Raw genomic sequence first — 20,228 nt, forward strand, 5'->3', positions numbered from 1 at the left:
ACACTCCACGGCGGGGACGGACGGCGAGCACACAGGAGGGGCGCATCCGGTGGCCGGATGCGCCCCTCCTTCGTACAGCGGGGTGGTCCTACGCTCCGCGCAGCACCGCGCCCGTACGCTCGGCGGCCAGGGCCACCGCCGCGTCACGGGCGGCGCTCGCCTCGTCGACCGTCAGGGTGCGGTCGGCGGCGCGGAAGCGCAGCGCGTACGCCAGGGACTTGTTGCCCTCGCCGATCTGCTCGCCCGTGAAGACGTCGAACAGCCGCAGCGACTCCAGGAGTTCGCCCGCGCCCTCGTGGAGCGCACGCTCCACGTCGGCGGCCGGCACGTCCTGGCCGACGACCAGCGCGACGTCCTGGGTCGCCACCGGGAAGGCGGAGATCCGCGGAGCCCGCAGGACGCCGTCGACGGCCTGCTCCAGGACGTCGAGGTCGACCTCCATGGCACAGGTGCGCTCGGGCAGGTGGAGCTCCTTGACGACGCGCGGGTGCAGCTCGCCCGCGTGTCCGAACAGGGTCTCCTCGCCGGCCACGGTCACGTACAGCGCGGCGCAACGGCCCGGGTGCCAGGGGGCGTGCCGGTCGGCGCGGACGATGACCTCGACCCCGGCCTCGCGGGCGATGGTACGCGCGGCCTCGACGGAGTCCGCCCAGTCGGCCGGGCGGCCCTTGCCCCACCAGCCGGCCTGCTCGCGGGCGCCCGCGAGGACGACGGCGGCGCGGCGCGGCTGACGCGGGAGCGCGACGTTCAGCGCGGCGATGTCCGCGTCGGAGGGGCGACGGTCGACGGGCAGCCGGACGGGCTTGGTCTCCTCGCCGGTGGGCAGGAAGACGAGGCCGGTCTCGAAGAGCGCGAGGTCGTGGCTGCCGCGGCCGTCGTTGCGCCGCAGTGCGCCGAGGAGGCCCGGCAGCAGCGTGGTGCGCAGCGAGGGCTCCTCGTCGGAGAGCGGGTTGACGAGCTGGACGGTGCGGCGGCGGGCGTCGTCCGCCTCCAGGCCGAGCTGGTCGAGGACCGCCTCGCCGATGAACGGGTAGTTCAGCGCCTCGACGTAGCCCGCGCCCGCGAGGGCCCGGCCGACGCGGCGGTGCAGCCGCTGGCGGTCGGTGAGGCCGCGGCCGGAGGGCGGCGTCGGGAGCGTGGAGGGCAGGTTCTCGTAGCCCTCCAGGCGGATGACCTCTTCGGCCAGGTCGTTCGGCTCGGTGAGGTCGGGGCGCCAGGACGGCGTGGTGACCAGGAGCTCGTCCTGCCCGTAGACGTCGCAGCCGACCTCCTGGAGGCGGCGGACGACGGTCTCGCGGCCGTAGGCGACACCGGCGACCTTGTCGGGGTGGTCGGCCGGCATCGTGATGGTGCGGGGCGCGGACGGGGCGGTGACCTCGGTGACGCCCGCCTCGGCGGTGCCGCCGGCCAGGAGGACCAGCAGGTCGACGGTGCGCTGCGCGGCAGCGGCGGCGGCCTGCGGGTCGACGCCGCGCTCGAAGCGCTTGGACGCCTCGGAGGGCAGCTTGTGGCGGCGCGCGGTGCGGGCGATCGAGATCGCGTCGAAGTGCGCGGCCTCGATGACGACCTCGGCGGTGTGCGCGCCCTCGGCGGCGTCGGCGATCTCCGTGTCGGCGCCGCCCATGACGCCCGCGAGGCCGATGGGGCCGCGGTTGTCGGTGATGACGAGGTCGCCGGAGTCCAGGACGCGGACGGCGCCGTCGAGCGTGGTGAGCTTCTCGCCCTGCTCGGCACGGCGGACCCCGATCGGGCCGTCGATGCGGGACCGGTCGTAGGCGTGCAGCGGCTGGCCGAGTTCGAGCATCACGTAGTTGGTGACGTCGACGGCGAGCGAGATCGGCCGCATGCCCGCCTTCTGCAGCCGGCGCTGCATCCAGATCGGGGTGCGGGCCTCGGGCTGGAGTCCGGTGACGGTGCGCGCGGTGAAGCGGGAGCAGCCGATCGGGTCGGACACCTTGACCGGGTAGCCGTACGCGTTGGGCGCGGGCACGTCCAGGAGCGCCGGGTCGCGCAGCGGCAGGCCGTAGGCGATGGCGGTCTCGCGGGCGACGCCGCGCATGGACAGGCAGTAGCCGCGGTCGGGCGTGACGGCGATGTCCAGGACCTCGTCGCGGAGCTCCAGGAGCTCGATCGCGTCGGTGCCCACCTCGTACTCCGGCGGGAGCACGATGATGCCGTGGGTGCCGTCGTCGCCCATGCCGAGCTCGTCGGTGGAGCAGATCATGCCGTGCGAGGTCTTGCCGTACGTCTTGCGGGCGGCGATCGCGAAGTCGCCGGGCAGCACGGCGCCGGGCAGGACCACGACGACCTTGTCGCCGACGGCGAAGTTACGGGCGCCGCAGACGATCTCCTGCGGCGCGCCGGTGCCGTTGGCGGTGCCGACGTCGACCGTGCAGAAGCGGATCGGCTTCTTGAAGCCCTCCAGCTCCTCGATGGTCAACACCTGTCCGACGACCAGCGGGCCGGTGAGGCCGGCGCCGGTCTGCTCGACCGTCTCGACCTCCAGGCCGACGGCGACCAGCTTGGCCTGCACGTCACGGCCGGTCTCGGTGGCCGGCAGGTCGACGTATTCCCGCAGCCAGGAAAGCGGGACGCGCATCAGATCTCCATCCCGAAGGGCCGGGTGAACCGGACGTCACCTTCGACCATGTCTCGCATGTCTTCGACGTTGTGGCGGAACATCAGCATCCGTTCGATGCCGAACCCGAAGGCGAATCCGCTGTACTTCTGGGGGTCGACGCCGCAGGCGGTGAGCACCTTGGGGTTGACCATGCCGCAGCCGCCGAGCTCGATCCAGCCCTCGCTGCCGCAGGTGCGGCAGGGGCGGTCCGGGTTGCCGACGGAGGCGCCGCGGCAGACGTAGCAGACCATGTCCATCTCGGCGGACGGCTCGGTGAACGGGAAGAAGTTCGGCCGCAGCCGGGTCTTCATGTCCGGGCCGAAGAGCGCCTGGACCATGTGGTCGAGAGTGCCCTTCAGGTCGGCCATGGTCAGGCCCTCGTCCACGGCGAGCAGCTCGATCTGGTGGAAGACCGGGGTGTGCGTGGCGTCGAGCTCGTCGGTGCGGTAGACGCGGCCGGGGCAGACGACGTAGACGGGGGGCTCGCGGTCGAGCAGGGTGCGGGCCTGGACCGGGGAGGTGTGCGTACGCAGCACGACGCCGGACTCGTCGTTCTTCGCGCCGTCGGCGCCCTGGACGAAGAAGGTGTCCTGCATCTGCCGGGCCGGGTGGTCGGGCACGAAGTTGAGGGCGTCGAAGTTGAACCACTCGGCCTCGGCCTCGGGGCCCTCGGCGATCTCGTAGCCCATGGCCACGAAGACGTCGGCGACGCGCTCCATGAAGGTCGTCAGCGGGTGGCGGGCGCCGGCCGGGGTGCGGTCGTAGGGCAGGGTGACGTCCACCGCCTCCTCGACCAGCACGCGGGCGTCACGCTCGGCCTCCAGCTCCGTCTGGCGGGCCGCGAGGGCGCGGCCCACGGCGGCACGGGCCTGGCCGACGCGCTTGCCGGCCTCGGCCTTGGCCTGCGGGGGCAGTGCGCCGATCTCGCGGTTGGCGAGCGACAGGGGCGAGGTGCCACCGGTGTGCGCCGTCTTCGCGTGGGCGAGCGCGTCGAGGTCACCCGCGGCGGCGAAGGCGGCGAGCGCCTCGTCCCGGATACGCTCGATCTCTTCCGGTTTCAGTGCCTCGACCTCGACTGGGTCGTACGACTTGTTCGGTGCCGACATCTCTTCCCGTACTTCCGATTGGCTGAGTGCTGCGCTTGCCGGGGGATACTCCCGGACCCCCGTGACCTCGCTCGAAGACCGGAGGACGCAAAGGTGCCAAGGGTCGAGTCTAAGGGTCGCGGGGCGGGTGGGGCGCCCGTGGGCCGCTCGGGGCCTTACGCGAGGTAGGCCGGCGTGCTCACGGGCAGCATAAATCGGAACTCCGCGCCGCCTCCGGGGCCGCGGCCGACCGTGATCGTGCCGCCGTGGGCCTCGACGATGCCCTTGACGATGTAGAGGCCCAGGCCCGTGCCGCCGCGCTTGCTGCCCCGCCAGAAGCGGGTGAAGACGCGGCTCATGGACTCCTCGGGGATGCCGGGACCTTCGTCGCTCACGGTGACGGCCGCTCCCCTCTCGTCGCTCTTCGCCGGTGCGGGTGCCACGTCGATGGTGACAGTTCCCTCACCGTGCCGCACCGCGTTTTCCAGCAGGTTGCCGAGCACCTGGTCGACCTTGTCCGGGTCGGCCCACACCGCGGGCAGCGGCTGCAGGGTGCGGACGAGGAAGCGGCCGGGGTCCTGGCCGGCCGCGGTGTGCGCCTGGACGTGGCGCTCGACGGCGGCGGACAGGTCGACGGGCTGGCGGCGGAGCTCCAGGCGGCCGGAGTCGATCCGGGAGATGTCCAGGAGCTCGGTGATGAGGCGGGTGACCCGGTTGGCGTCCGCGTACACCGTGTCCAGCATCAGGCGCTTCTGGTCGTCGGTGAACCGCTCCCACTTGGCCAGGAGCGTCGCCGTGAAGCCCTTGACCGAGGTGAGCGGCGAGCGCAGTTCGTGGGCTACGGTCGCGATGAGCTCGGCGTTGCTGCGCTCGGTGCGGCGGCGGGCCTCGGTGCCGCGCAGGCTGACGACCAGGCGGCGGACCGGTCCGGCGGGGGTCTCGCGCACGTAGCGGGCGGAGACCAGGACCTCGCGCCCGCCGGGCAGCAGGAGGTTGCGCTCGGGCTGGCCGGTCCGGGTGGCGAGGCCGCCGTAGGGGTCGGTCAGCTCCCACCAGCGGCGGCCCTTGAGGTCCTCCAGCGGCAGCACCTGCTCGACCGGGCGGCCGAGGGCGGCGCTCTCCGGCACGGCGGTGATGCGGACGGCCGCGGCGTTGAAGCAGATGATCCGGCCGGCCGCGTCCGCGACGACGAGCCCGTCGGGCAGGTCGTCCGGGTCCAGCCCGAGGCCGCCCGCCGCGTCCGCGACGCCCGCCCGTGCCGCGCGCGGTCCGCTCATGCCGACAGCCATTCCGTACCCCACTCTCGACCGGTGCAGTGGGCCCCCGAGTGCGTCACCCTACTAGTCGTCGGTGACGGAGCGACACCCTGTGGCGGCTCTCCGTCGAAGTGGGGGCGCCCGCCGGGGTCAGCCGGTGGTGCGGCGGGGGCGCTGGGCGCGCGCGGAGGCGTACAGGCAGACGGCGGCCGCGGTGGCGAGGTTCAGGCTCTCCGCCTTGCCGTGGATCGGCACCCGCACCACGGCGTCGGCCAGGGCCCGGGTCTCCTCCGGCAGGCCCCACGCCTCGTTGCCGAAGACCCAGGCGGTGGGCCCGCCCATGGTGCCGGCGTCCAGCTCGTCGTCCAGGTCGTCCGCGCCCGCTCCGTCGGCGGCCAGGATGCGGACGCCCGCCTCGCGCAGCCCGCGTACGGCCTGTTCGACGGGGACGCCCACGGCGACCGGCAGGTGGAAGAGCGAGCCGACCGAGGCGCGCACCGACTTGGGGTTGTAGAGGTCGACCGAGGCGTCGGTCAGGACGACCGCGTCGGCGCCCGCCGCGTCGGCACAGCGCAGCACCGTGCCGGCGTTGCCGGGGTCGCGGACATGGGCCAGGACGGCGACCAGCCGGGGCCGGGCCGCGAGGATCGCGTCGAAGGGCGAGTCGAGGAAGCGGCAGACCCCGATGAGGCCCTGCGGGGTGACGGTCTGGGAGACGTCGGCCAGGACGTCGGCGCCGGCGAGGTGGACGCGGGCGCCGGCCGCGTGGGCGGCGTCGATGATGGCGGCGTAGCGGTCGGCGGCCTCGACGGTGGCGAAGAGCTCGACCAGGGTCGGTTCGCCGTCGTCGCCCCGGTGCTCGGCGGCCTCGCGCACGGCCTGCGGCCCCTCGGCGATGAACCTGCGCTCCTTGCCGCGGAAGTTGCGCCGGGCCAGCCGCCGGGCGGCGGCGACCCGCGGCGAACGCGGGGAGATCAGTTCGGGGATGCCCATGGTCGGCGGCGAGCCTCTCTGCGGTACGAAAAAGGTCCTGGGGGTACAACGCACCGGACCCGCAGACGGCGAGCGCCTGCGGGTCCGGCTCAAAACCGAGAAGTGCGCCCTGGGTCAGGCGGCCTTCGGGGCGTTGACGTCGCTCGGGAGGGCCTTCTGGGCGACCTCGACGAGGGCGGCGAACGCGTTGGCGTCGTTGACCGCGAGCTCGGCCAGGATCTTGCGGTCCACCTCGATGTTGGCGGCCTTCAGACCCTGGATGAGGCGGTTGTACGTCATGCCGTTCTGGCGGGCAGCCGCGTTGATGCGCTGGATCCAGAGCTGACGGAAGTCGCCCTTGCGCTTCTTGCGGTCGTTGTAGTTGTAGACCAGGGAGTGGGTGACCTGCTCCTTGGCCTTGCGGTACAGGCGCGAACGCTGACCGCGGTAACCGCTGGCCTGCTCGAGGATCGCCCGGCGCTTCTTGTGGGCGTTGACTGCCCGCTTGACGCGTGCCACTTGTTAACTCCTTGTAGCGGGGCCGTGGTCGTACTCACACGGCCCGGAAACGAATTGGTCCCGGTCGGATCGAGGGCGCGTCCCCGGACTCACCGGGGACGACGGCCTCACTTGCCGAGAAGCTTCTTGACCTTCTTGGCGTCGGCCGGAGCCGCGACGACCGTGCCGGTCAGCGAACGCGTCTTCTTGGACGACTTGTGCTCGAGCAGGTGGCGCTTGCCGGCCCGCTCGCGCAGCACCTTGCCGGAGCCGGTGATCTTGAAACGCTTGCTGGCACCGCTGTGCGTCTTGTTCTTCGGCATCGCGCCGTTCTCTCCTCGTCAGTGGCGCCCCTCTCGGTGCGAGCACCGGACTGCAGGGGCGTCAGATCTTGATGGGGGTTCCGGGGGGACCCGGGGGTGCCTGGATGGCACCCCCTGCGGTCACGCCTCGGAAGGTGTCTCGGCCTCGGCCTCGGGCGCCGCCTCGGCCGGAGCCTCGGGGGCCGTCTCCGCGGGCGCGGCGTCGGGGGTGTTGTTCCCCTGGCGCTCCGCCTTGCGGGCGGCCTGGGCCTCGCGGGCCTCGGCCATGGCTTCGGTCTTCTTCTTGTGCGGGCCCAGAACCATGATCATGTTCCGGCCGTCCTGCTTCGGGTTGGACTCGATGAAGCCGAGTTCCTCCACGTCCGAAGCAAGCCGCTGGAGCAGTCGGAAGCCCAGCTCGGGGCGGGACTGCTCACGACCGCGGAACATGATCGTGATCTTGACCTTGTCGCCCTGCTTGAGGAACCGGACGACGTGACCCTTCTTGGTGTCATAGTCGTGCGGGTCGATCTTCGGCCGGAGCTTCATCTCCTTGATGACCGTGTGCGCCTGGTTCTTGCGCGCCTCACGGGCCTTCATGGCCGACTCGTACTTGAACTTCCCGTAGTCCATGAGCTTGCACACGGGCGGACGGGCGGTTGCCGCCACCTCGACCAGGTCGAGGTCGTACTCCTGTGCGAGTTCCAGGGCCTTGGCAAGCGGCACAATCCCGACCTGCTCGCCGCTGGGACCGACAAGTCGCACCTCGGGCACGCGAATCCGGTCGTTGATGCGGGGCTCGGCGCTGATGGATCCTCCTCGGTAGCACCACGCGACCGCCTGGCGGACAGCCACGTAACGTCTGTTTCAGACAGACCAACCGCATCGGAGCAACAAAAATGCCCCGGACGGGACACAGGCGGGGCTCCTGGAAAACCGGAACACCGCCACGGTGAACCGCGGGGCGCATCGGGCGGTTCCATCGTCCGTACGGAACGATGGGGACCGCCTGACCGGTGACCCGCCGCCCTGAGGGCGGTCAGGTGGGAGAACGGAGCCTCCACTTGTGGGCCGGGCACATAGCTGTCCGGCCGGTCGTTACACAAGGTTAGCAGCTCGCCGAGGGGTGCGCGAACCACGGGTCTCATCGACTCCCACAGAACGGGGGCCGTCGCCGTGGGCCTATCGTAAGGCGCATGAGTGACGCGACCCCCAGCAGTGATTCCCCCGGCTTCGACGAGATGACCCGCGACATCGCGGAGGTGCCCGCCGTCGAGGTGATCGTGACGGTCGCCGTCAACCTGATGAGCGCCGCCGCCGTGAAGCTCGGCCTGACCGAGGACGGCGACGCGCACAAGGACCTGGACGAGGCCCGCAAGCTGATCCACGCCCTGGCCGGCCTGCTGGACGCGAGCACCACCGAGATCAGCTCCTTCCACGCCGCCCCGCTGCGCGACGGCCTGAAGTCCCTCCAACTCGCCTTCCGCGAGGCGTCGCTCGTCCCGGACGAGCCGGGCAAGGGCCCGGGCGAGAAGTACACCGGCGCGGTCTTCGGCTGAGCCGTCCGCCCGCCGCCCCTTTCCCCGTACGAGAACGAGCCCCCGCCGGTCCTCCCGGCGGGGGCTCTTCGCTTCGCGGGCGCGGGTCAGACCTCCGCGGTCGTCTCGCCGCCGCGCATGGAGGGGTGGGTCAGCCGGTGGGCGAGCGCCGCGAGGATGCCGCCGATCAGTGGGGCCACGATGAACAGCCACAGCTGAGAGAGGGCCGCGCCTCCCGCGAACAGGGCCGGGCCGAGGCTCCGGGCCGGGTTGACCGACGTGCCGGTGAGCGGGATGCCGACCAGGTGGATCACGGCGAGGGAGATGCCGATCGGCAGTCCGTCGAAGCCGACGACCGCCACCTTGTGGGTCACCGCGAGGACCACGAACACCAGCAGGAAGGTCAGCACCACCTCGGCCAGGAAGGCGCCGCCGAGGTTGATGTGCACGTCCGAGCGGCTGCCGTAGCCGTTGCTGCCGAACTTGCCGCTCGTCTTCAGCCCCGGCACCTGCTTGGCCAGCAGGAACAGCAGCGCCGCACCGGCGATGCCGCCGAGGAACTGCGCGATCCAGTACGTCACGGCCGTGCGCACGTCGATCCGCCGGGCCATCAGCATGCCGAGGGTGACCGCCGGGTTGACGTGGCAGCCGGAGATCGGGCCGAGGGCGTAGGCGAGTGCGAGGAGCACGAAACCGAAGGCCAGGGCGATGCCCAGGGTTCCGATGTAATCGACGCACAGGACCGCCGCTCCCACGGCGAAGAAGACCAGCAGCAGGGTGCCGAGGAACTCCGACACGGCTGTCCGCGCTTGCATACAACCACCTCGCGAAGATCGTTCCTTTTCTTCGCAATTCTCCGGCTGCGTACGGCTTCGCGCGCGTTGAGCCGGGCGGGTGATTCAGCGCGTGAACAGGGGCTCACCCGGTGTGTTCGCCCCGGCCGGGAGCAGCGCGAGGTCCAGGCCGCGGACCAGCCGGGCGCGCAGCACCTCGTCGGCCGCCAGCGCGCGGGCGACCCGGCCCGCCGCCTCTGCCGGTTCGGCGTCGGGGGCGAGGACCAGGGCGAGGGTGCCGTCGGCGCTGCCCGGGCCGAGGTGGGCGCGGAGCACGGCGGGCTCGGCGGCGACCGCGGCGCGGACGGCGGCGGTGACCGCGGGGTCGTCCAGCGGGTCCGCGCTGGTACGGCCCTCGGCGAGGGCGCGCAGGGCGGCCCCGGTCAGCTCGAAGGCCACAGGACCGGCGAGGTCGAGCACCACCGTGTCGGCCTTCTCGTGCGCGGCGGCCTGGAGCGCCTGGTGCAGGGGTACGGCGACGGGGCGGGCCTGCGGGTCCCACCGGGCCAGTGACGCGGTGGAGGTGAAGGCGGGCAGGGCGCGGCGGTCCCCGGCCTGGAGGGTGGGCACCGCCATGTCACTGGTCTTCTCGCGCCGGAGTCCGTTCTCGTCCTCCTCCACCTCACCGAGAACCGCCACGACGGGGACGAGGAGCCGGGCGCTCTTCAGCGCTTCGAGGACCGGCGCGACGGCGCCGCGGTCCTCGGCCCAGGCGGCGAGCGCCGAGGCCAGAGCGGGGTCGGCGGTGCCGTCGTCGTCGGAGAAACCGGGGTCCGGAATGTTCTTCTGCGCCACAGGGCGAGCGTAGTGCCTGGCCGAAGGGGCCCGGTCAGCGGTTCCGGGTGAACGGGGAGCGGCCCCGCCACAGCAGCACGCCCGCCGCCAGCAGAAGCACGCCGAGGCCACCGGCGGCCGGGGCGAGCCACCCGGCCGGTCCGTCGTCCTCGGGCTCGGGCGTGGGTCCGGCGCCGAAGTACCGCTTGCGGTAGCCGGCCGGGGCGGATTCGCCGCGCGCGTCGGCGGAGCGCAGGGCGCCGCCCGCCTCGATGGCCGCCGCCGGGTCGACGATCCCGTAGCCGCGCGCGTCGTCGCGGCCGCCGGCGGGGGCGTCGCGCGCGGTGTCGGTGAGCAGCTTCCGGATCTGCGCGGGCGTGAGCCCGGGGTGCGCGGACTTCACGAGGGCCACCGCGCCGGAGACGAACGCGGCGGCGGCGGACGTGCCCCACTCCACGTAGTACTTGTGGTCGGGCGCCGGTACGACGATGTCGTCGCCGGGGGCGCTCACGGTGGCGTACCAGCGGCGGGTGGAGAACGAGGCGTGGGTGCCGTACCGGTCCACGGCCGCGGCGGCGATCACCCCGGGGTAGGCGGCGGGGTACGAGATGTGGTCGCCCTTCTCGCCTCCGTTGCCGGCCGAGGCGACGACGACGGCGCCCTTCTTCAGGGCGTACTGGACGGCGGCGTCCTCGCCGGGCTCGGGGTGGGCGGACTCGCTGTCGTCGCCGAGGGAGAGGTTGATGACGTCGGCGCCGTGGTCGGCGGCCCAGCGGATGCCGTCGGCCAGCGCGGTGCCCCGGGTCCTGCGGGCCTCGGCGCGGTCCGGGTCGCTCGCCTCCAGGATGACGCGGACCGGGAGGATCCTGGCCTCGGGCGCGATGCCGAGGACGCCGTCGGCGCGGCCGCTGCCGTGGCCCCGGCCCGCGATGATCCCGGCCATGGCGGTGCCGTGCCTGGCCCATGCCTTGTCGCCGCGCCCGGCGCCGAAGCCGATGAGGTCCTTGCCGGGCAGGACCTGGCCCGCGAGGTCGGGCAGGCTGCCGTCGACCCCGGTGTCGACCACGGCGACGGTGACGCCCTTGCCGCGCGTGGTCTCCCAGGCCCGGTCGGTGTGCATCGCGGCCAGGCCCCACTGCTGGGCCCGGATGGTGTCGGCCGTGGCGGGGGTCGCGGGGAGCAGGGCGAGGGCGGTGGCCGCGCAGAGGACGCCCGCGGCGTGTTTCATCGTGGCTGCTCCGTGAGGTCGGCCACGTGGGTGCGCAGCGCGCGTTCGACGCCGTCGGCCAGGCCCTTGGCCTCGTGGCCGAGTCCGGCCTGGGCGGCGGGGGTCGTGGCGCCGTCGGCCATGGCCCGGTCGGCGGGCTGGGGCGGGGTGCTCGCGCGTCCGTCGGCGAACCCGGTCACGGCGAAGGCGACGACCGGGATCTCGGTCAGGACGTGGACGGACCAGCTGGCGCGCTGCCGGGCGCCGAAGGAGGCGGCCGGGCTGTCCTTCACGGGGTAGGTGCGGGGCAGCAGGTCGGTGCGGCGGTCGAGGTGCTGGTCGGCGAACCGGGCGCCGAGGGCCCGCATCGCGTCGGTGTCGGCCTCGGTGAAGGCGAGCCCCACGGTGGTGACGCTGCTGGCGGTCGCGTCGGTGTACGTGGCGCGCAGGACGTGGGCGCAGCCGACCGTACGCAGGGTCTTGGCCAGCAGCGGGTCGAGCGCGTCGGCGCAGCCGCCGTCGGGGGCGACGGCGAGCCGGGTCCAGACCCGGTCGGCGCCGCCGGGTCCGGTGCCGTCGCCCTTCAGGGTGCGGGGGAAGAGGGTGTCCACGGGGATGCTGTGCCAGGCTTCCCGGCCCACGGTGTACGCGCTGCGGGCGGCGGGGTCGTCGTCGGAGCCGCCGGTGAGCCAGCTGCCGGCGGCGGCCCCGGCGATCAGCCCGAGCCCGAGGACGCCGCAGACTCCGGCGGCCACGGTCCGGCGGGGGCGGGCGGGGGCCTCGGGGGGTGGCCAGTCGGCGGGGGGCGGCGCGGGCTCGTGGAGCGGGGGTGAGGCGGGGCGGGGTGGTACGGGGGAGCGCCGTGCTTCGGTGCTCATCCGCCCCCCTGGTCCGTTCCGTACCGCGCGTCCCTCCGCCCGCGTGGGCGGGACCCCGTTCGCCGCGTGGGCGTCACTCTACGGGCTGCGGAGACCCGGGTGGGAGCGGGTGGTCCGCGCACCGGCGGATCTGCACGGATCTTCCCCCTACCCAGCGGTAGAACCGTCTGGCAAGCTGCGGCCATGACTGCCCGAGCCACTGACCGGGCCCGTTACGACCGGGCCACCGCCCATCTCGACGCTCCCGTAGCCGTCGTGGATCTGGAGGCGTTCGACGCGAACGCGGACGATCTCGTCCGCCGGGCGGCGGGCAAGCCGGTCCGGGTGGCGAGCAAGTCGGTGCGCTGCCGGGCCCTGCTGGAACGGGTGCTGGCCCGGCCCGGGTTCGCCGGGATCATGTCGTTCACGCTTGCGGAGTCGCTGTGGCTGGCCCGGGCCGGCTTCGACGACGTGCTGCTGGCGTACCCCTCCGCCGACCGCCCGGCCTACGCGGAGCTGGCCGCCGATCCGAAGCTCGCCGCCGCCGTGACGGTGATGGTGGACGACCACGCCCAGCTGGACCTGATCGACGCGGCGCGGGCGGGCGGCACGCAGGAGATCCGGGTGTGCCTGGAGCTGGACACCTCGCTGCGGATGCTCGGCGGCCGGGTCCGGATCGGGGCCCTGCGCTCGCCGCTGCGCTCCCCCGCCCAGCTGGCCGACCTGGCCAGGTCCGTGGTCCGGCGCCCCGGTTTCCGGCTGGTCGGGCTGATGGCGTACGAGGGGCACATCGCGGGCGTCGGGGACTCGGTGGCGGGGCGTCCGCTGCGGTCCCGGGCGATCCGGCTGATGCAGGCCACGGCCCGCAAGGAGCTGGCGGCCCGGCGGGCCGAGGTGGTGCGGGCGGTCCGGGCGGTGGCGCCGGACCTGGAGTTCGTGAACGGCGGCGGCACGGGCAGCGTGCAGCACACGGCGGCGGAGGACGCGGTGACGGAGATCGCCGCCGGTTCCGGGCTGTACGTGCCGCGCCTGTTCGACAACTACACCTCGTTCACGGCCCGCCCGGCGGCCCTGTTCGCGCAGCCCGTGGTGCGGCGGCCGGGCGTGGGCGTGGTGACGGTGCTCGGGGGCGGCTATCCGGCGTCGGGCGCGGCCGGGGCGGACCGGCTGCCGGTCCCGTATCTCCCGGAGGGGCTGCGCTACGACCCGCAGGAGGGCCCCGGCGAGGTGCAGACCCCGCTGCTCGGCGCCCCGGCCGACGATCTGCTGATCGGTGACAAGGTGTGGTTCCGGCACGCGAAGGCCGGTGAGCTGTGCGAGCGGTTCGACGCGCTGCACCTGATCGAGGGCGACCGGGTGACGGCGACGGTTCCGACGTACCGGGGCGAAGGCCTTACGTTCCTCTAGCCGTACGTTTCCTCAGCCCTACGTCTCCTCAGCCGCCCGGGTGCTCGACCGCGCTGCCGACGCCGCCGTCCGTCGCCTTCGCACCGATGGGGCGGATGCCCTTCGTGACGGTGTCCATGAGGGCCAGTGACGGTCCGTCGGGGCCGGCGTCGAAGGCGAACCGCACGATGACGGGCGACTCGCTGCCGGCGGGTGACGGGAAGGCGAGCGACTCCACGTAGCCGCCGGGGCCCTTGGCGGTGGTGACCTTCCAGCGGATGAAGTAGCCGGTGCGGCCGGCGACGGTGACCTCGCCCGCGGCGGTCTGCCGGTGCGCGGTGATGCCGCCGTGGATGCGCCGCCCGACGATGTCCTCCTCGTAGGCGCGGTCGGCGGCGTCGGCGATGTCCTCCTCGGCGAGGGCTTCGGGCGTGGTGGCGTCGGTGCCGCCGGGGGTCCGGGTGGTGACGGTGCCGTGGTAGCAGTACGAGGAGGACGCGCCGGGGCACTCGTACGAGTCCTTGGTGCGCATCGTGAGCGCCTCGTCAGCGGTCCGGTCCGGCCGCTCCCAGCCGTCCGGGATGGGCAGCGTGATGCCGTTGAGCTGGTCGGTGAGCACGTTCGCGTCCTCGTGCGCGGGGGTGCCGTCCGGCGAGGAGTTGTCGTCGCCGGGCGCCCCGTCGCTGCCGGTCCGGGTGGGCGACTGCGAGGCGTGGGCGACCGGGGTCCCCGGGTCGTCGTTCCGGGTGAGGAGCACGGCCCCGGTCACGACGGCGCCGACGACGACCGCCCCGGCCACCACGAGCGCGACGGCCCAGCCGCTGCCGCCGCCCTGCGAAGCCGGAGCCGGAACCGGGGCATGGACCGGGGCCTGGAACTGCATCGGCATCGGCGCCGGGACGGGCGCGGCGGGCGCCCGGGTGTGGGCGGTCCACGCCGTCCCGTCCCACCAGCGCTCGGTGCCGGGCGCTGCGGTGTCCGGGTACCAGCCGGGCGGCGTCGGGTAGCTCATCGCTCCACTCTAGGAGAGAGGCCTACAGGGGGGTGACGTAGGCGCCCGAGATGCCGCCGTCCACCAGGAAGTCGGTGGCGTTGACGAACGAGGCGTCGTCGCTCGCCAGGAACGCGACGGCGGCGGCGATCTCGGTGGCCTCGGCGAACCGGCCGAGCGGGATGTGCACCAGCCGCCGGGCCGCCCGCTCCGGGTCCTTGGCGAACAGCTCCTGGAGCAGCGGGGTGTTGACCGGTCCCGGGCAGAGCGCGTTGACGCGGATGCCCTCGCGGGCGAACTGGACGCCGAGTTCGCGGGTCATCGCCAGCACCCCGCCCTTGGACGCGGTGTACGAGATCTGCGAGGTGGCCGCGCCCATCCGGGCCACGAAGGAGGCGGTGTTGATGATGGAGCCGCGGCCCTGGCGGCGCATGTAGGGCAGGGCGGCCTTGCAGCAGAGGTAGACGGAGGTGAGGTTGACGTCCTGGACGCGTTTCCACGCCTCCAGCTCCGTGGTGAGGATGGAGTCGTCCTCGGGCGGGGAGATGCCCGCGTTGTTGAACGCGATGTCGACGGAACCGTAGGTGTCGTCGGCGGTGCGGAACAGCTCGGCGACCTGTCCGGGGTCGGTCACGTCGACGCGTACGAAGGTGCCGCCGACCGCTTCGGCCGCCGCCTCGCCGGCCTTCGCGTCGATGTCGCCGCAGACGACGTGCGCCCCTTCGGAGGCGAGCCGGTGGGCGGTGGCCAGGCCGATGCCGCTGCCCGCGCCGGTGATGACGGCGGTGCGGCCGACGAGGCGGCGGCAGATGATCTCATCCGTGGTCATGGGCGTTTCATGCCTCCGTGCTCAGGAAGACGTTCTTGGTCTCGGTGAAGGCGGTGAGGGCGTCGGGCCCCAGCTCGCGCCCGACGCCGGACTGCTTGAACCCGCCGAACGGGGTCCAGTAGCGCACCGCCGAGTGCGAGTTGACGGAGAGGTTGCCCGCCCGTACGGCCCGGGACACCCGCAGGGCGCGCCCCACGTCCCGGGTCCAGAGTGAGCCGGCGAGCCCGTAGTCGGTGGCGTTGGCGAGCCGGACGGCGTCCGCCTCGTCCTCGAAGGGCAGCACGACGGCGACGGGCCCGAAGACCTCCTCGGTGGCGACGGGCGCGTCCGCCGGGACGCCGGTGAGGACGGTCGGCGGGAACCAGAAGCCGGGCCCCTCGGGCGCGCTCCCCCGGATCGCGGTGGCGCCCTCGGGGACGTAACCGCGTACGCGTTCGAGCTGGGTACGGGAGATGAGCGGGCCCATCCGGGTCTTCTCGTCGGCGGGGTCGCCGACGGTGTACGCGGCGACGGCCGGGGCGAGGTGTTCCAGGAAGCGGTCGTACGCGGAGCGCTGGACGAGGATGCGGGTGCGGGCGCAGCAGTCCTGGCCGGCGTTGTCCAGGAAGGAGTCGGGGGCGGCGGCCGCGGCGGCCTCGATGTCGGCGTCGGCGAAGACGATATTGGGGCTCTTGCCGCCGAGTTCGAGGGTGACCCGCTTGAGGCGGTCCGCGCACTTGGCCATGATCCGCTTGCCGGTGCGGGTGGAGCCGGTGAACACGATCTTGGCGACGTCCGGGTGTTCGACCAGGGCGTTGCCCGCCTCGTCGCCCGCGCCGGGCAGGACCTGGAAGAGGTGTTCGGGCAGGCCCGCCTCCAGGGCGATCTCCGCGAGGCGCAGCGCGGTGAGCGGGGTGGTCTCGGCGGGTTTCAGGATCACCGCGTTGCCGGCGGCGAGGGCGGGGGCGGTGCCCCAGGCGGCGATGGGCATCGGGAAGTTCCAGGGGGCGATGACGCCGACGACGCCCAGGGGTTCGAGGATCGTGAGGTCGATGCCGCCGGGGACGGGGATCTGCCGGCCGTTGAGGCGTTCCACTCCCCCGGCCGCGTAGTCGAGCAGGTCGCGGACGTTGCCGGCCTCCCAGCGGGCGTTGCCGAGGGTGTGGCCGGCCTCCCGGACCTCCAGCCGGGCCAGTTCCTCGGTGCGGGCGTCGACGGCTGCGGCGAACCGGCGCAGCAGCCGGGCCCGGTCGGCGGGAGCGAGCGCGGCCCAGGTGCGCTGGGCGGCGGTGGCGCGGACGACGGCGGTGTGGACGGCCGGGGCCGGGGTGGCGGGGACGGTGGCGACGACCTCTTCGGTCGCCGGGTTCAGGACGTGGTGCTCGTGGATCACGTGGTCCTCACAGCGGTCGTGGCCTCGCGGGCGTCGTGGTCACAGGCGTTCGAAGGAGCGGCGCAGTTCCCAGTCGGTCACGGCCGCGTCGAAGGCGTCGAGTTCGACGCGGGCCATGGTGCGGTAGTGCGCGACGACGTCCTCGCCGAACGCCTCGCGGGCGATCCCGCTCTCCTCCCAGAGCGCGGCGGCCTCGCGCAGGGTGGCCGGGACGTGGTCGTACGCGGCGGTGTAGGCGTTGCCCTCGCAGGGTTCGGGGAGTTCGAGCTTGTGCTCGATGCCGTACAGGCCTGCGGCGACGAGTCCGGCGACGGCCAGATACGGGTTGACGTCACCGCCGGGGAGCCGGTTCTCGAAGCGCAGCGAGGCGCCGTGGCCGACGACGCGCAGCGCACAGGTGCGGTTGTCGTGGCCCCAGGCGACGGCGGTCGGGGCGAAGGAGCCGGGGCGCAGCCGCTTGTACGAGTTGATGTTCGGCGCGAAGAGGAGGGCGAGGTCGCGCAGGGCGGCGAGCTGCCCGGCCAGGAAGTGCCGCATCACCGGTGACATCTCCCCGTCCGCACCGGCCATGACGGAGCGTCCGGGGTCGGTGGTGGAGCGCAGCGAGAGGTGGATGTGGCAGGAGTTGCCCTCGCGTTCGTTGAACTTGGCCATGAAGGTGAGCGCCATGCCCTCCTGGGCGGCGATCTCCTTGGCGCCGGTCTTGTAGACGGCGTGCTGGTCGCAGGTGACCAGGGCCTCGTCGTAGCGGAACACGATCTCGTGCTGGCCGGGGTTGCACTCGCCCTTGGCGGACTCGACGGCGAGGCCCGCGCCCGCCATCTCGTTGCGGATGCGGCGCAGCAGGGGCTCGACGCGGCCGGTCCCGAGGACGGAGTAGTCGACGTTGTACTGGTTGACGGGGGTCAGGTCGCGGTAGCCCCGGTCCCACGCCTGTTCGTAGGTGTCCTTGAAGACGATGAACTCCAGCTCGGTGCCGACGTGGGCCGTGTAGCCGTGTTCGGCGAGGCGTGCGAGCTGGCGGCGCAGGATCTGCCGGGGCGCGGCGGTGACGGGTGCGCCGTCGGCCCAGGCGAGGTCGGCGAGGACCAGCGCGGTGCCCTCGTGCCACGGCACCCGGCGCAGCGTGTCGAGGTCGGGGCGGAGGGCGAAGTCGCCGTAGCCGTTGTCCCAGGAGGACATGGCGTAGCCGTCGACGGTGTTCATGTCGGTGTCCACGGCGAGGAGATAGGCGCAGCCCTCGGTGCCGTGGCGGACGACCTCGTCGAGGAAGAAGGGGGCGGCGAAGCGTTTGCCCTGGAGGCGCCCCTGCATGTCGGGGAAGGCCAGGACGACGGTGTCGATCTCCCCGCCGTGCACGAGGCGGCGCAGGTCTCCGAGGGCGAGCGGGGCGGTGCGGTCGGACACGGACGGGTCCTCTCCTCGCGGGCCGGCAGGCGGGTACAAATCTATGGGCAGGGCGGGTGTTGTGGGTACGGTGCCGGGGTGTTCCGCGCGCCGTACGAGGGAGGGCACCGGTGAACCGTCCGCTGGTCGGGATCAGCACGTACCTGGTGGCTTCGGCGCGCTGGGGCGTATGGGATCTGCCGGCGGCGCTGCTGCCCGCCGGGTACGCACGGATGGTGCGGGAGGCGGGCGGCCTGGCCGTGCTGCTGCCGCCGGACGCGCCCGGAGTCGCGGCGGAGACCGTGGCCCGGCTGGACGCGGTGGTGGTGGCGGGCGGCCCCGACGTGGACCCGGCGCGGTACGGGGCCGGGCGCGATCCGCGTACCGGGCCCCCGGCGCCGGAGCGGGACTCCTGGGAGGCGGCGCTGATCGGCGCGGCGCTGGAGTCGGGGACGCCGTTGCTGGGGGTGTGCCGGGGGATGCAGCTGCTGAACGTGGTGTGCGGGGGCACCCTGACCCAGCATCTGGACGGCCACGGCGGGCCGGTGGGCGTGTTCGGTTCGCACCCGGTGACGCCGGTCCCGGGCACCCGCTACGCGTCGCTGGCGCCGGAGGTGTGCGCCGTGCCCACGTACCACCACCAGGCCGTGGACCGGATCGGCACCGGCCTGGTGGCGTCGGCGCACGCGGCGGACGGCACCGTGGAGGCGGTCGAACTCCCCGGCGACCACTGGGTCCTGGGGGTCCAGTGGCATCCGGAGATGGGCGAGGACTTCCGCGTGGTGCGGGGGCTGGTGGAGGCGGCGGGCGCTTAGAACCGCTGCTGGAGCCAGGTCAGGGCGGCGGCGCCCTGGGCCGCCTGGAAGGCCCGGAGCGTCGGCAGGCCGGGCGGGTCGGGGCGCAGCGCGTGCTCCGCGAAGTACCCGGCGACGGCGGCGAGTACGGCGGTGACGGCGGCGGGGTCCGCGTCCCGGCCGAGCGGGTGGGCGGTGAACAGGGCCTCGGGGTCGGGGCGGTCCGTTCCGGAGGCGTAGCCCTGCGCGGCCACGCACGGGAGCATCACCAGCAGGTCGAACCAGGGCGCGGCGCGCACCGCGTGCGGCCAGTCCACGAAGACGGTCCGGTCTCCGGTGAGCAGGATGTTGTCGGCGCGCAGGTCGCTGTGGGCGAGGGTGTCCCCGGCGACGGCCTCGGCCCAGCCGGATTCCAGCTCCGCGAGGAGGGCGAGGTGGCCGGCGGCCCAGGGGTGGAGGCGGGCGTCGCCGCCGGCGGCGTGCAGGGTGCGCCAGCCGTCGAACATCGTGGACTTGCCCCAGTCGGCCGCGGCCACGTCGGCCGGGGCCGGGGTGAGGGCCCGGGAGAGGTCCCCCACCGCCGCCAGGACCCGGTCCAGTTCGGCCCGGTCCCAGGGCACTCGCGGCTGGCGGCCGTCGATGTCCTCCAGCACGAGGGCGACGCAGGTGCCGTCGTCGTACGAGCCGAGCAGCCGGGGTACGGGGGCGTGTGCCGGGAGCAACGCGGTGTGCCGGATCTCGGCGCGGTGCATGTCGGGGCTGTCCGGGTTCACCTCGGCGCTCACCGCCTTGACGAAGGCCCGGCCGCCGTTCGCGAGGCGGACCCGGGCGGCGACGCCGGGCGAGAAGCCGCCGTTCTGGGTGCGGGCCTCGGTGACCGGCGCGCCGAGGATGTCCTCGACGGCCGCCCGTACGGTGGCGGGCAGTCCGGACCAGGGGTGGCGGACGCCCTGCGCGGGCGGTGCGGTGGAGGTCATCGGTCCGTCTTCCCCGTGGTGCCGGGCGTGGGGGCGGCGAACCAGCTCAGGGGCGTGGGGCCGCCGGGGTCCGCGTAGCCCAGCGCCCGGTAGAGGCCCTCACCCTCGGGGGTGGTGGTCAGGTTGATGCGGAAGCACCCGGCCGCCACGAGGTGGTCGTGGACGGCCTCGAAGGCCCGGCGGGCGTGGCCCTGCCGCCGGTGGGCGGGATCGGTGGCGACCGACGCGATGTGTCCGACGTACGAGGGGCGGCCGGGCCGGGGCAGCGACCGCGTGTACTGGCCCACCGCGCTGGACAGCAGGCGGTCCCCACCGTCGATCACATAGGCGACGAACTGCGGGTCGGTGGTCAGCCGCTCGCGGAAGGCCGCCTCGCACTCCCGTGTCCAGCCCGCCTCCGGAACGTCGCCGAGGGAGGCGAGCATGATCAGGCGCAGCCGGGTGAGTTCGGCGGCGTCGTCCGCGCCGGCCCGCCTGAGGTGCGGCGAAGTACCCATGGTTCGTCCTTTCGCTGAAGTGCCGTGCCCCGCAAGGGTGTCGTGCCCGGCCCG

20 protein-coding genes are annotated in these 20,228 nt (G+C 73.6%); 3 read left to right on the forward strand and 17 right to left on the reverse strand.

The window, feature by feature from the left end:
- Positions 1-88 precede the first annotated feature (88 nt).
- The 7 genes from pheT to infC all read right to left on the reverse strand — a co-directional run bounded on the left by pheT (position 89) and on the right by infC (position 7,588).
- Positions 89-2,599 (reverse strand): phenylalanine--tRNA ligase subunit beta, encoded by a 2,511-nt coding sequence (pheT, locus tag AMK18_RS23720; RefSeq protein WP_018103798.1) that lies wholly within the window; start codon positions 2,597-2,599, stop codon positions 89-91.
- Positions 2,599-3,726 (reverse strand): phenylalanine--tRNA ligase subunit alpha, encoded by a 1,128-nt coding sequence (gene pheS, locus AMK18_RS23725; protein WP_073864414.1) that lies wholly within the window; start codon positions 3,724-3,726, stop codon positions 2,599-2,601. Before pheS ends, pheT begins: the two co-directional genes overlap by 1 nt.
- Positions 3,727-3,881: 155 nt before the next feature.
- Entirely contained in the window at positions 3,882-4,994 is a 1,113-nt protein-coding gene (locus AMK18_RS23730) for a sensor histidine kinase (protein ID WP_073864415.1), read from the reverse strand.
- Between the two features lie 117 nt (positions 4,995-5,111).
- Positions 5,112-5,954 carry a TrmH family RNA methyltransferase gene (locus AMK18_RS23735; RefSeq protein ID WP_018103795.1) on the reverse strand — a complete coding sequence of 281 codons (843 nt, stop codon included), beginning with the start codon at positions 5,952-5,954 and terminating at the stop codon, positions 5,112-5,114.
- Between the two features lie 114 nt (positions 5,955-6,068).
- Positions 6,069-6,452: a 50S ribosomal protein L20 gene (gene rplT, locus AMK18_RS23740; protein WP_018103794.1), complete on the reverse strand. Its 384-nt coding sequence runs from the start codon at positions 6,450-6,452 to the stop codon at positions 6,069-6,071.
- Positions 6,453-6,559: 107 nt separating this feature from the next.
- Entirely contained in the window at positions 6,560-6,754 is a 195-nt protein-coding gene (rpmI, locus tag AMK18_RS23745) for a 50S ribosomal protein L35 (RefSeq protein ID WP_018103793.1), read from the reverse strand.
- Positions 6,755-6,874: 120 nt separating this feature from the next.
- A complete protein-coding gene (gene infC / locus AMK18_RS23750; RefSeq protein ID WP_078498719.1) occupies positions 6,875-7,588 on the reverse strand; it encodes a translation initiation factor IF-3 in 714 nt (237 codons plus the stop codon).
- 341 nt (positions 7,589-7,929) lie between these two features.
- On the opposite strand from infC, the gene AMK18_RS23755 reads away from it, so the two are divergent.
- Positions 7,930-8,292 carry a DUF1844 domain-containing protein gene (locus AMK18_RS23755; protein ID WP_018103791.1) on the forward strand — a complete coding sequence of 121 codons (363 nt, stop codon included), beginning with the start codon at positions 7,930-7,932 and terminating at the stop codon, positions 8,290-8,292.
- Positions 8,293-8,378: 86 nt separating this feature from the next.
- Here AMK18_RS23755 and AMK18_RS23760 read toward each other — a convergent pair whose 3' ends face one another.
- From AMK18_RS23760 to AMK18_RS23775, 4 genes are all read right to left on the reverse strand, one after another.
- Positions 8,379-9,086 carry an MIP family channel protein gene (locus AMK18_RS23760; RefSeq protein WP_073864416.1) on the reverse strand — a complete coding sequence of 236 codons (708 nt, stop codon included), beginning with the start codon at positions 9,084-9,086 and terminating at the stop codon, positions 8,379-8,381.
- An 84-nt stretch (positions 9,087-9,170) separates the two neighbouring features.
- On the reverse strand, positions 9,171-9,899 hold the full coding sequence (locus AMK18_RS23765; protein ID WP_073864417.1) for an SseB family protein: 729 nt from the start codon (positions 9,897-9,899) through the stop codon (positions 9,171-9,173).
- 34 nt (positions 9,900-9,933) lie between these two features.
- Positions 9,934-11,106, reverse strand: coding sequence for a type VII secretion-associated serine protease mycosin (mycP, locus tag AMK18_RS23770; protein WP_073864418.1), 1,173 nt, complete (start codon positions 11,104-11,106; stop codon positions 9,934-9,936).
- Positions 11,103-11,840, reverse strand: a complete 738-nt coding sequence (locus AMK18_RS23775; RefSeq protein WP_018103787.1) for a hypothetical protein — start codon at positions 11,838-11,840, stop codon at positions 11,103-11,105. Before AMK18_RS23775 ends, mycP begins: the two co-directional genes overlap by 4 nt.
- 306 nt (positions 11,841-12,146) lie before the next feature.
- Here AMK18_RS23775 and AMK18_RS23780 point away from each other — a divergent pair, with 306 nt between their 5' ends.
- On the forward strand, positions 12,147-13,349 hold the full coding sequence (locus AMK18_RS23780) for an amino acid deaminase/aldolase (RefSeq protein ID WP_073864419.1): 1,203 nt from the start codon (positions 12,147-12,149) through the stop codon (positions 13,347-13,349).
- A gap of 28 nt (positions 13,350-13,377) precedes the next feature.
- Here AMK18_RS23780 and AMK18_RS23785 read toward each other — a convergent pair whose 3' ends face one another.
- Genes AMK18_RS23785 through AMK18_RS23800 form a run of 4 tightly spaced genes read right to left on the reverse strand, consistent with a single transcriptional unit; the run spans position 13,378 to position 17,927 of the window.
- Positions 13,378-14,340, reverse strand: coding sequence for a DUF2510 domain-containing protein (locus tag AMK18_RS23785; RefSeq protein ID WP_073864420.1), 963 nt, complete (start codon positions 14,338-14,340; stop codon positions 13,378-13,380).
- A gap of 22 nt (positions 14,341-14,362) precedes the next feature.
- Positions 14,363-15,148, reverse strand: a complete 786-nt coding sequence (locus AMK18_RS23790; RefSeq protein ID WP_073864421.1) for a 3-oxoacyl-ACP reductase — start codon at positions 15,146-15,148, stop codon at positions 14,363-14,365.
- Between the two features lie 7 nt (positions 15,149-15,155).
- On the reverse strand, positions 15,156-16,520 hold the full coding sequence (locus AMK18_RS23795; protein WP_073864422.1) for an aldehyde dehydrogenase family protein: 1,365 nt from the start codon (positions 16,518-16,520) through the stop codon (positions 15,156-15,158).
- 39 nt (positions 16,521-16,559) lie between these two features.
- Complete coding sequence (locus AMK18_RS23800) at positions 16,560-17,927, reverse strand: glutamine synthetase family protein (RefSeq protein WP_073864423.1); 1,368 nt, start codon at positions 17,925-17,927, stop codon at positions 16,560-16,562.
- A 110-nt stretch (positions 17,928-18,037) separates the two neighbouring features.
- Between AMK18_RS23800 and AMK18_RS23805 the strand changes: the two genes are divergently transcribed.
- A complete protein-coding gene (locus AMK18_RS23805; protein WP_073864424.1) occupies positions 18,038-18,721 on the forward strand; it encodes a gamma-glutamyl-gamma-aminobutyrate hydrolase family protein in 684 nt (227 codons plus the stop codon).
- Here the strand turns inward: AMK18_RS23805 and AMK18_RS23810 are convergent.
- Together AMK18_RS23810 and AMK18_RS23815 are read right to left on the reverse strand one after the other, a co-directional pair.
- Positions 18,718-19,677 carry an aminoglycoside phosphotransferase family protein gene (locus AMK18_RS23810; protein WP_073864425.1) on the reverse strand — a complete coding sequence of 320 codons (960 nt, stop codon included), beginning with the start codon at positions 19,675-19,677 and terminating at the stop codon, positions 18,718-18,720. The two genes, AMK18_RS23805 and AMK18_RS23810, sit on opposite strands and share 4 nt — an antisense overlap.
- Entirely contained in the window at positions 19,674-20,174 is a 501-nt protein-coding gene (locus tag AMK18_RS23815; protein WP_073864426.1) for a GNAT family N-acetyltransferase, read from the reverse strand. Before AMK18_RS23815 ends, AMK18_RS23810 begins: the two co-directional genes overlap by 4 nt.
- Positions 20,175-20,228 lie beyond the last annotated feature (54 nt).

The sequence above is a fragment of the Streptomyces sp. CB01249 genome (assembly GCF_001905735.1).
GTDB lineage: Bacteria > Actinomycetota > Actinomycetes > Streptomycetales > Streptomycetaceae > Streptomyces.

What these genes read in the sequence shown, in the direction of transcription:
- pheT (WP_018103798.1), bottom strand. Translation starts at nt 2,599, where the DNA reads ATGCGCGTCCCGCTTTCCTGGCTGCGGGAATACGTCGACCTGCCGGCC.
- pheS (WP_073864414.1), bottom strand. Translation starts at nt 3,726, where the DNA reads ATGTCGGCACCGAACAAGTCGTACGACCCAGTCGAGGTCGAGGCACTG.
- AMK18_RS23730 (WP_073864415.1), bottom strand. Translation starts at nt 4,994, where the DNA reads ATGGCTGTCGGCATGAGCGGACCGCGCGCGGCACGGGCGGGCGTCGCG.
- AMK18_RS23735 (WP_018103795.1), bottom strand. Translation starts at nt 5,954, where the DNA reads ATGGGCATCCCCGAACTGATCTCCCCGCGTTCGCCGCGGGTCGCCGCC.
- rpmI (WP_018103793.1), bottom strand. Translation starts at nt 6,754, where the DNA reads ATGCCGAAGAACAAGACGCACAGCGGTGCCAGCAAGCGTTTCAAGATC.
- AMK18_RS23755 (WP_018103791.1), top strand. Translation starts at nt 7,930, where the DNA reads ATGAGTGACGCGACCCCCAGCAGTGATTCCCCCGGCTTCGACGAGATG.
- AMK18_RS23760 (WP_073864416.1), bottom strand. Translation starts at nt 9,086, where the DNA reads ATGCAAGCGCGGACAGCCGTGTCGGAGTTCCTCGGCACCCTGCTGCTG.
- mycP (WP_073864418.1), bottom strand. Translation starts at nt 11,106, where the DNA reads ATGAAACACGCCGCGGGCGTCCTCTGCGCGGCCACCGCCCTCGCCCTG.
- AMK18_RS23780 (WP_073864419.1), top strand. Translation starts at nt 12,147, where the DNA reads ATGACTGCCCGAGCCACTGACCGGGCCCGTTACGACCGGGCCACCGCC.
- AMK18_RS23785 (WP_073864420.1), bottom strand. Translation starts at nt 14,340, where the DNA reads ATGAGCTACCCGACGCCGCCCGGCTGGTACCCGGACACCGCAGCGCCC.
- AMK18_RS23790 (WP_073864421.1), bottom strand. Translation starts at nt 15,148, where the DNA reads ATGACCACGGATGAGATCATCTGCCGCCGCCTCGTCGGCCGCACCGCC.
- AMK18_RS23810 (WP_073864425.1), bottom strand. Translation starts at nt 19,677, where the DNA reads ATGACCTCCACCGCACCGCCCGCGCAGGGCGTCCGCCACCCCTGGTCC.
- AMK18_RS23815 (WP_073864426.1), bottom strand. Translation starts at nt 20,174, where the DNA reads ATGGGTACTTCGCCGCACCTCAGGCGGGCCGGCGCGGACGACGCCGCC.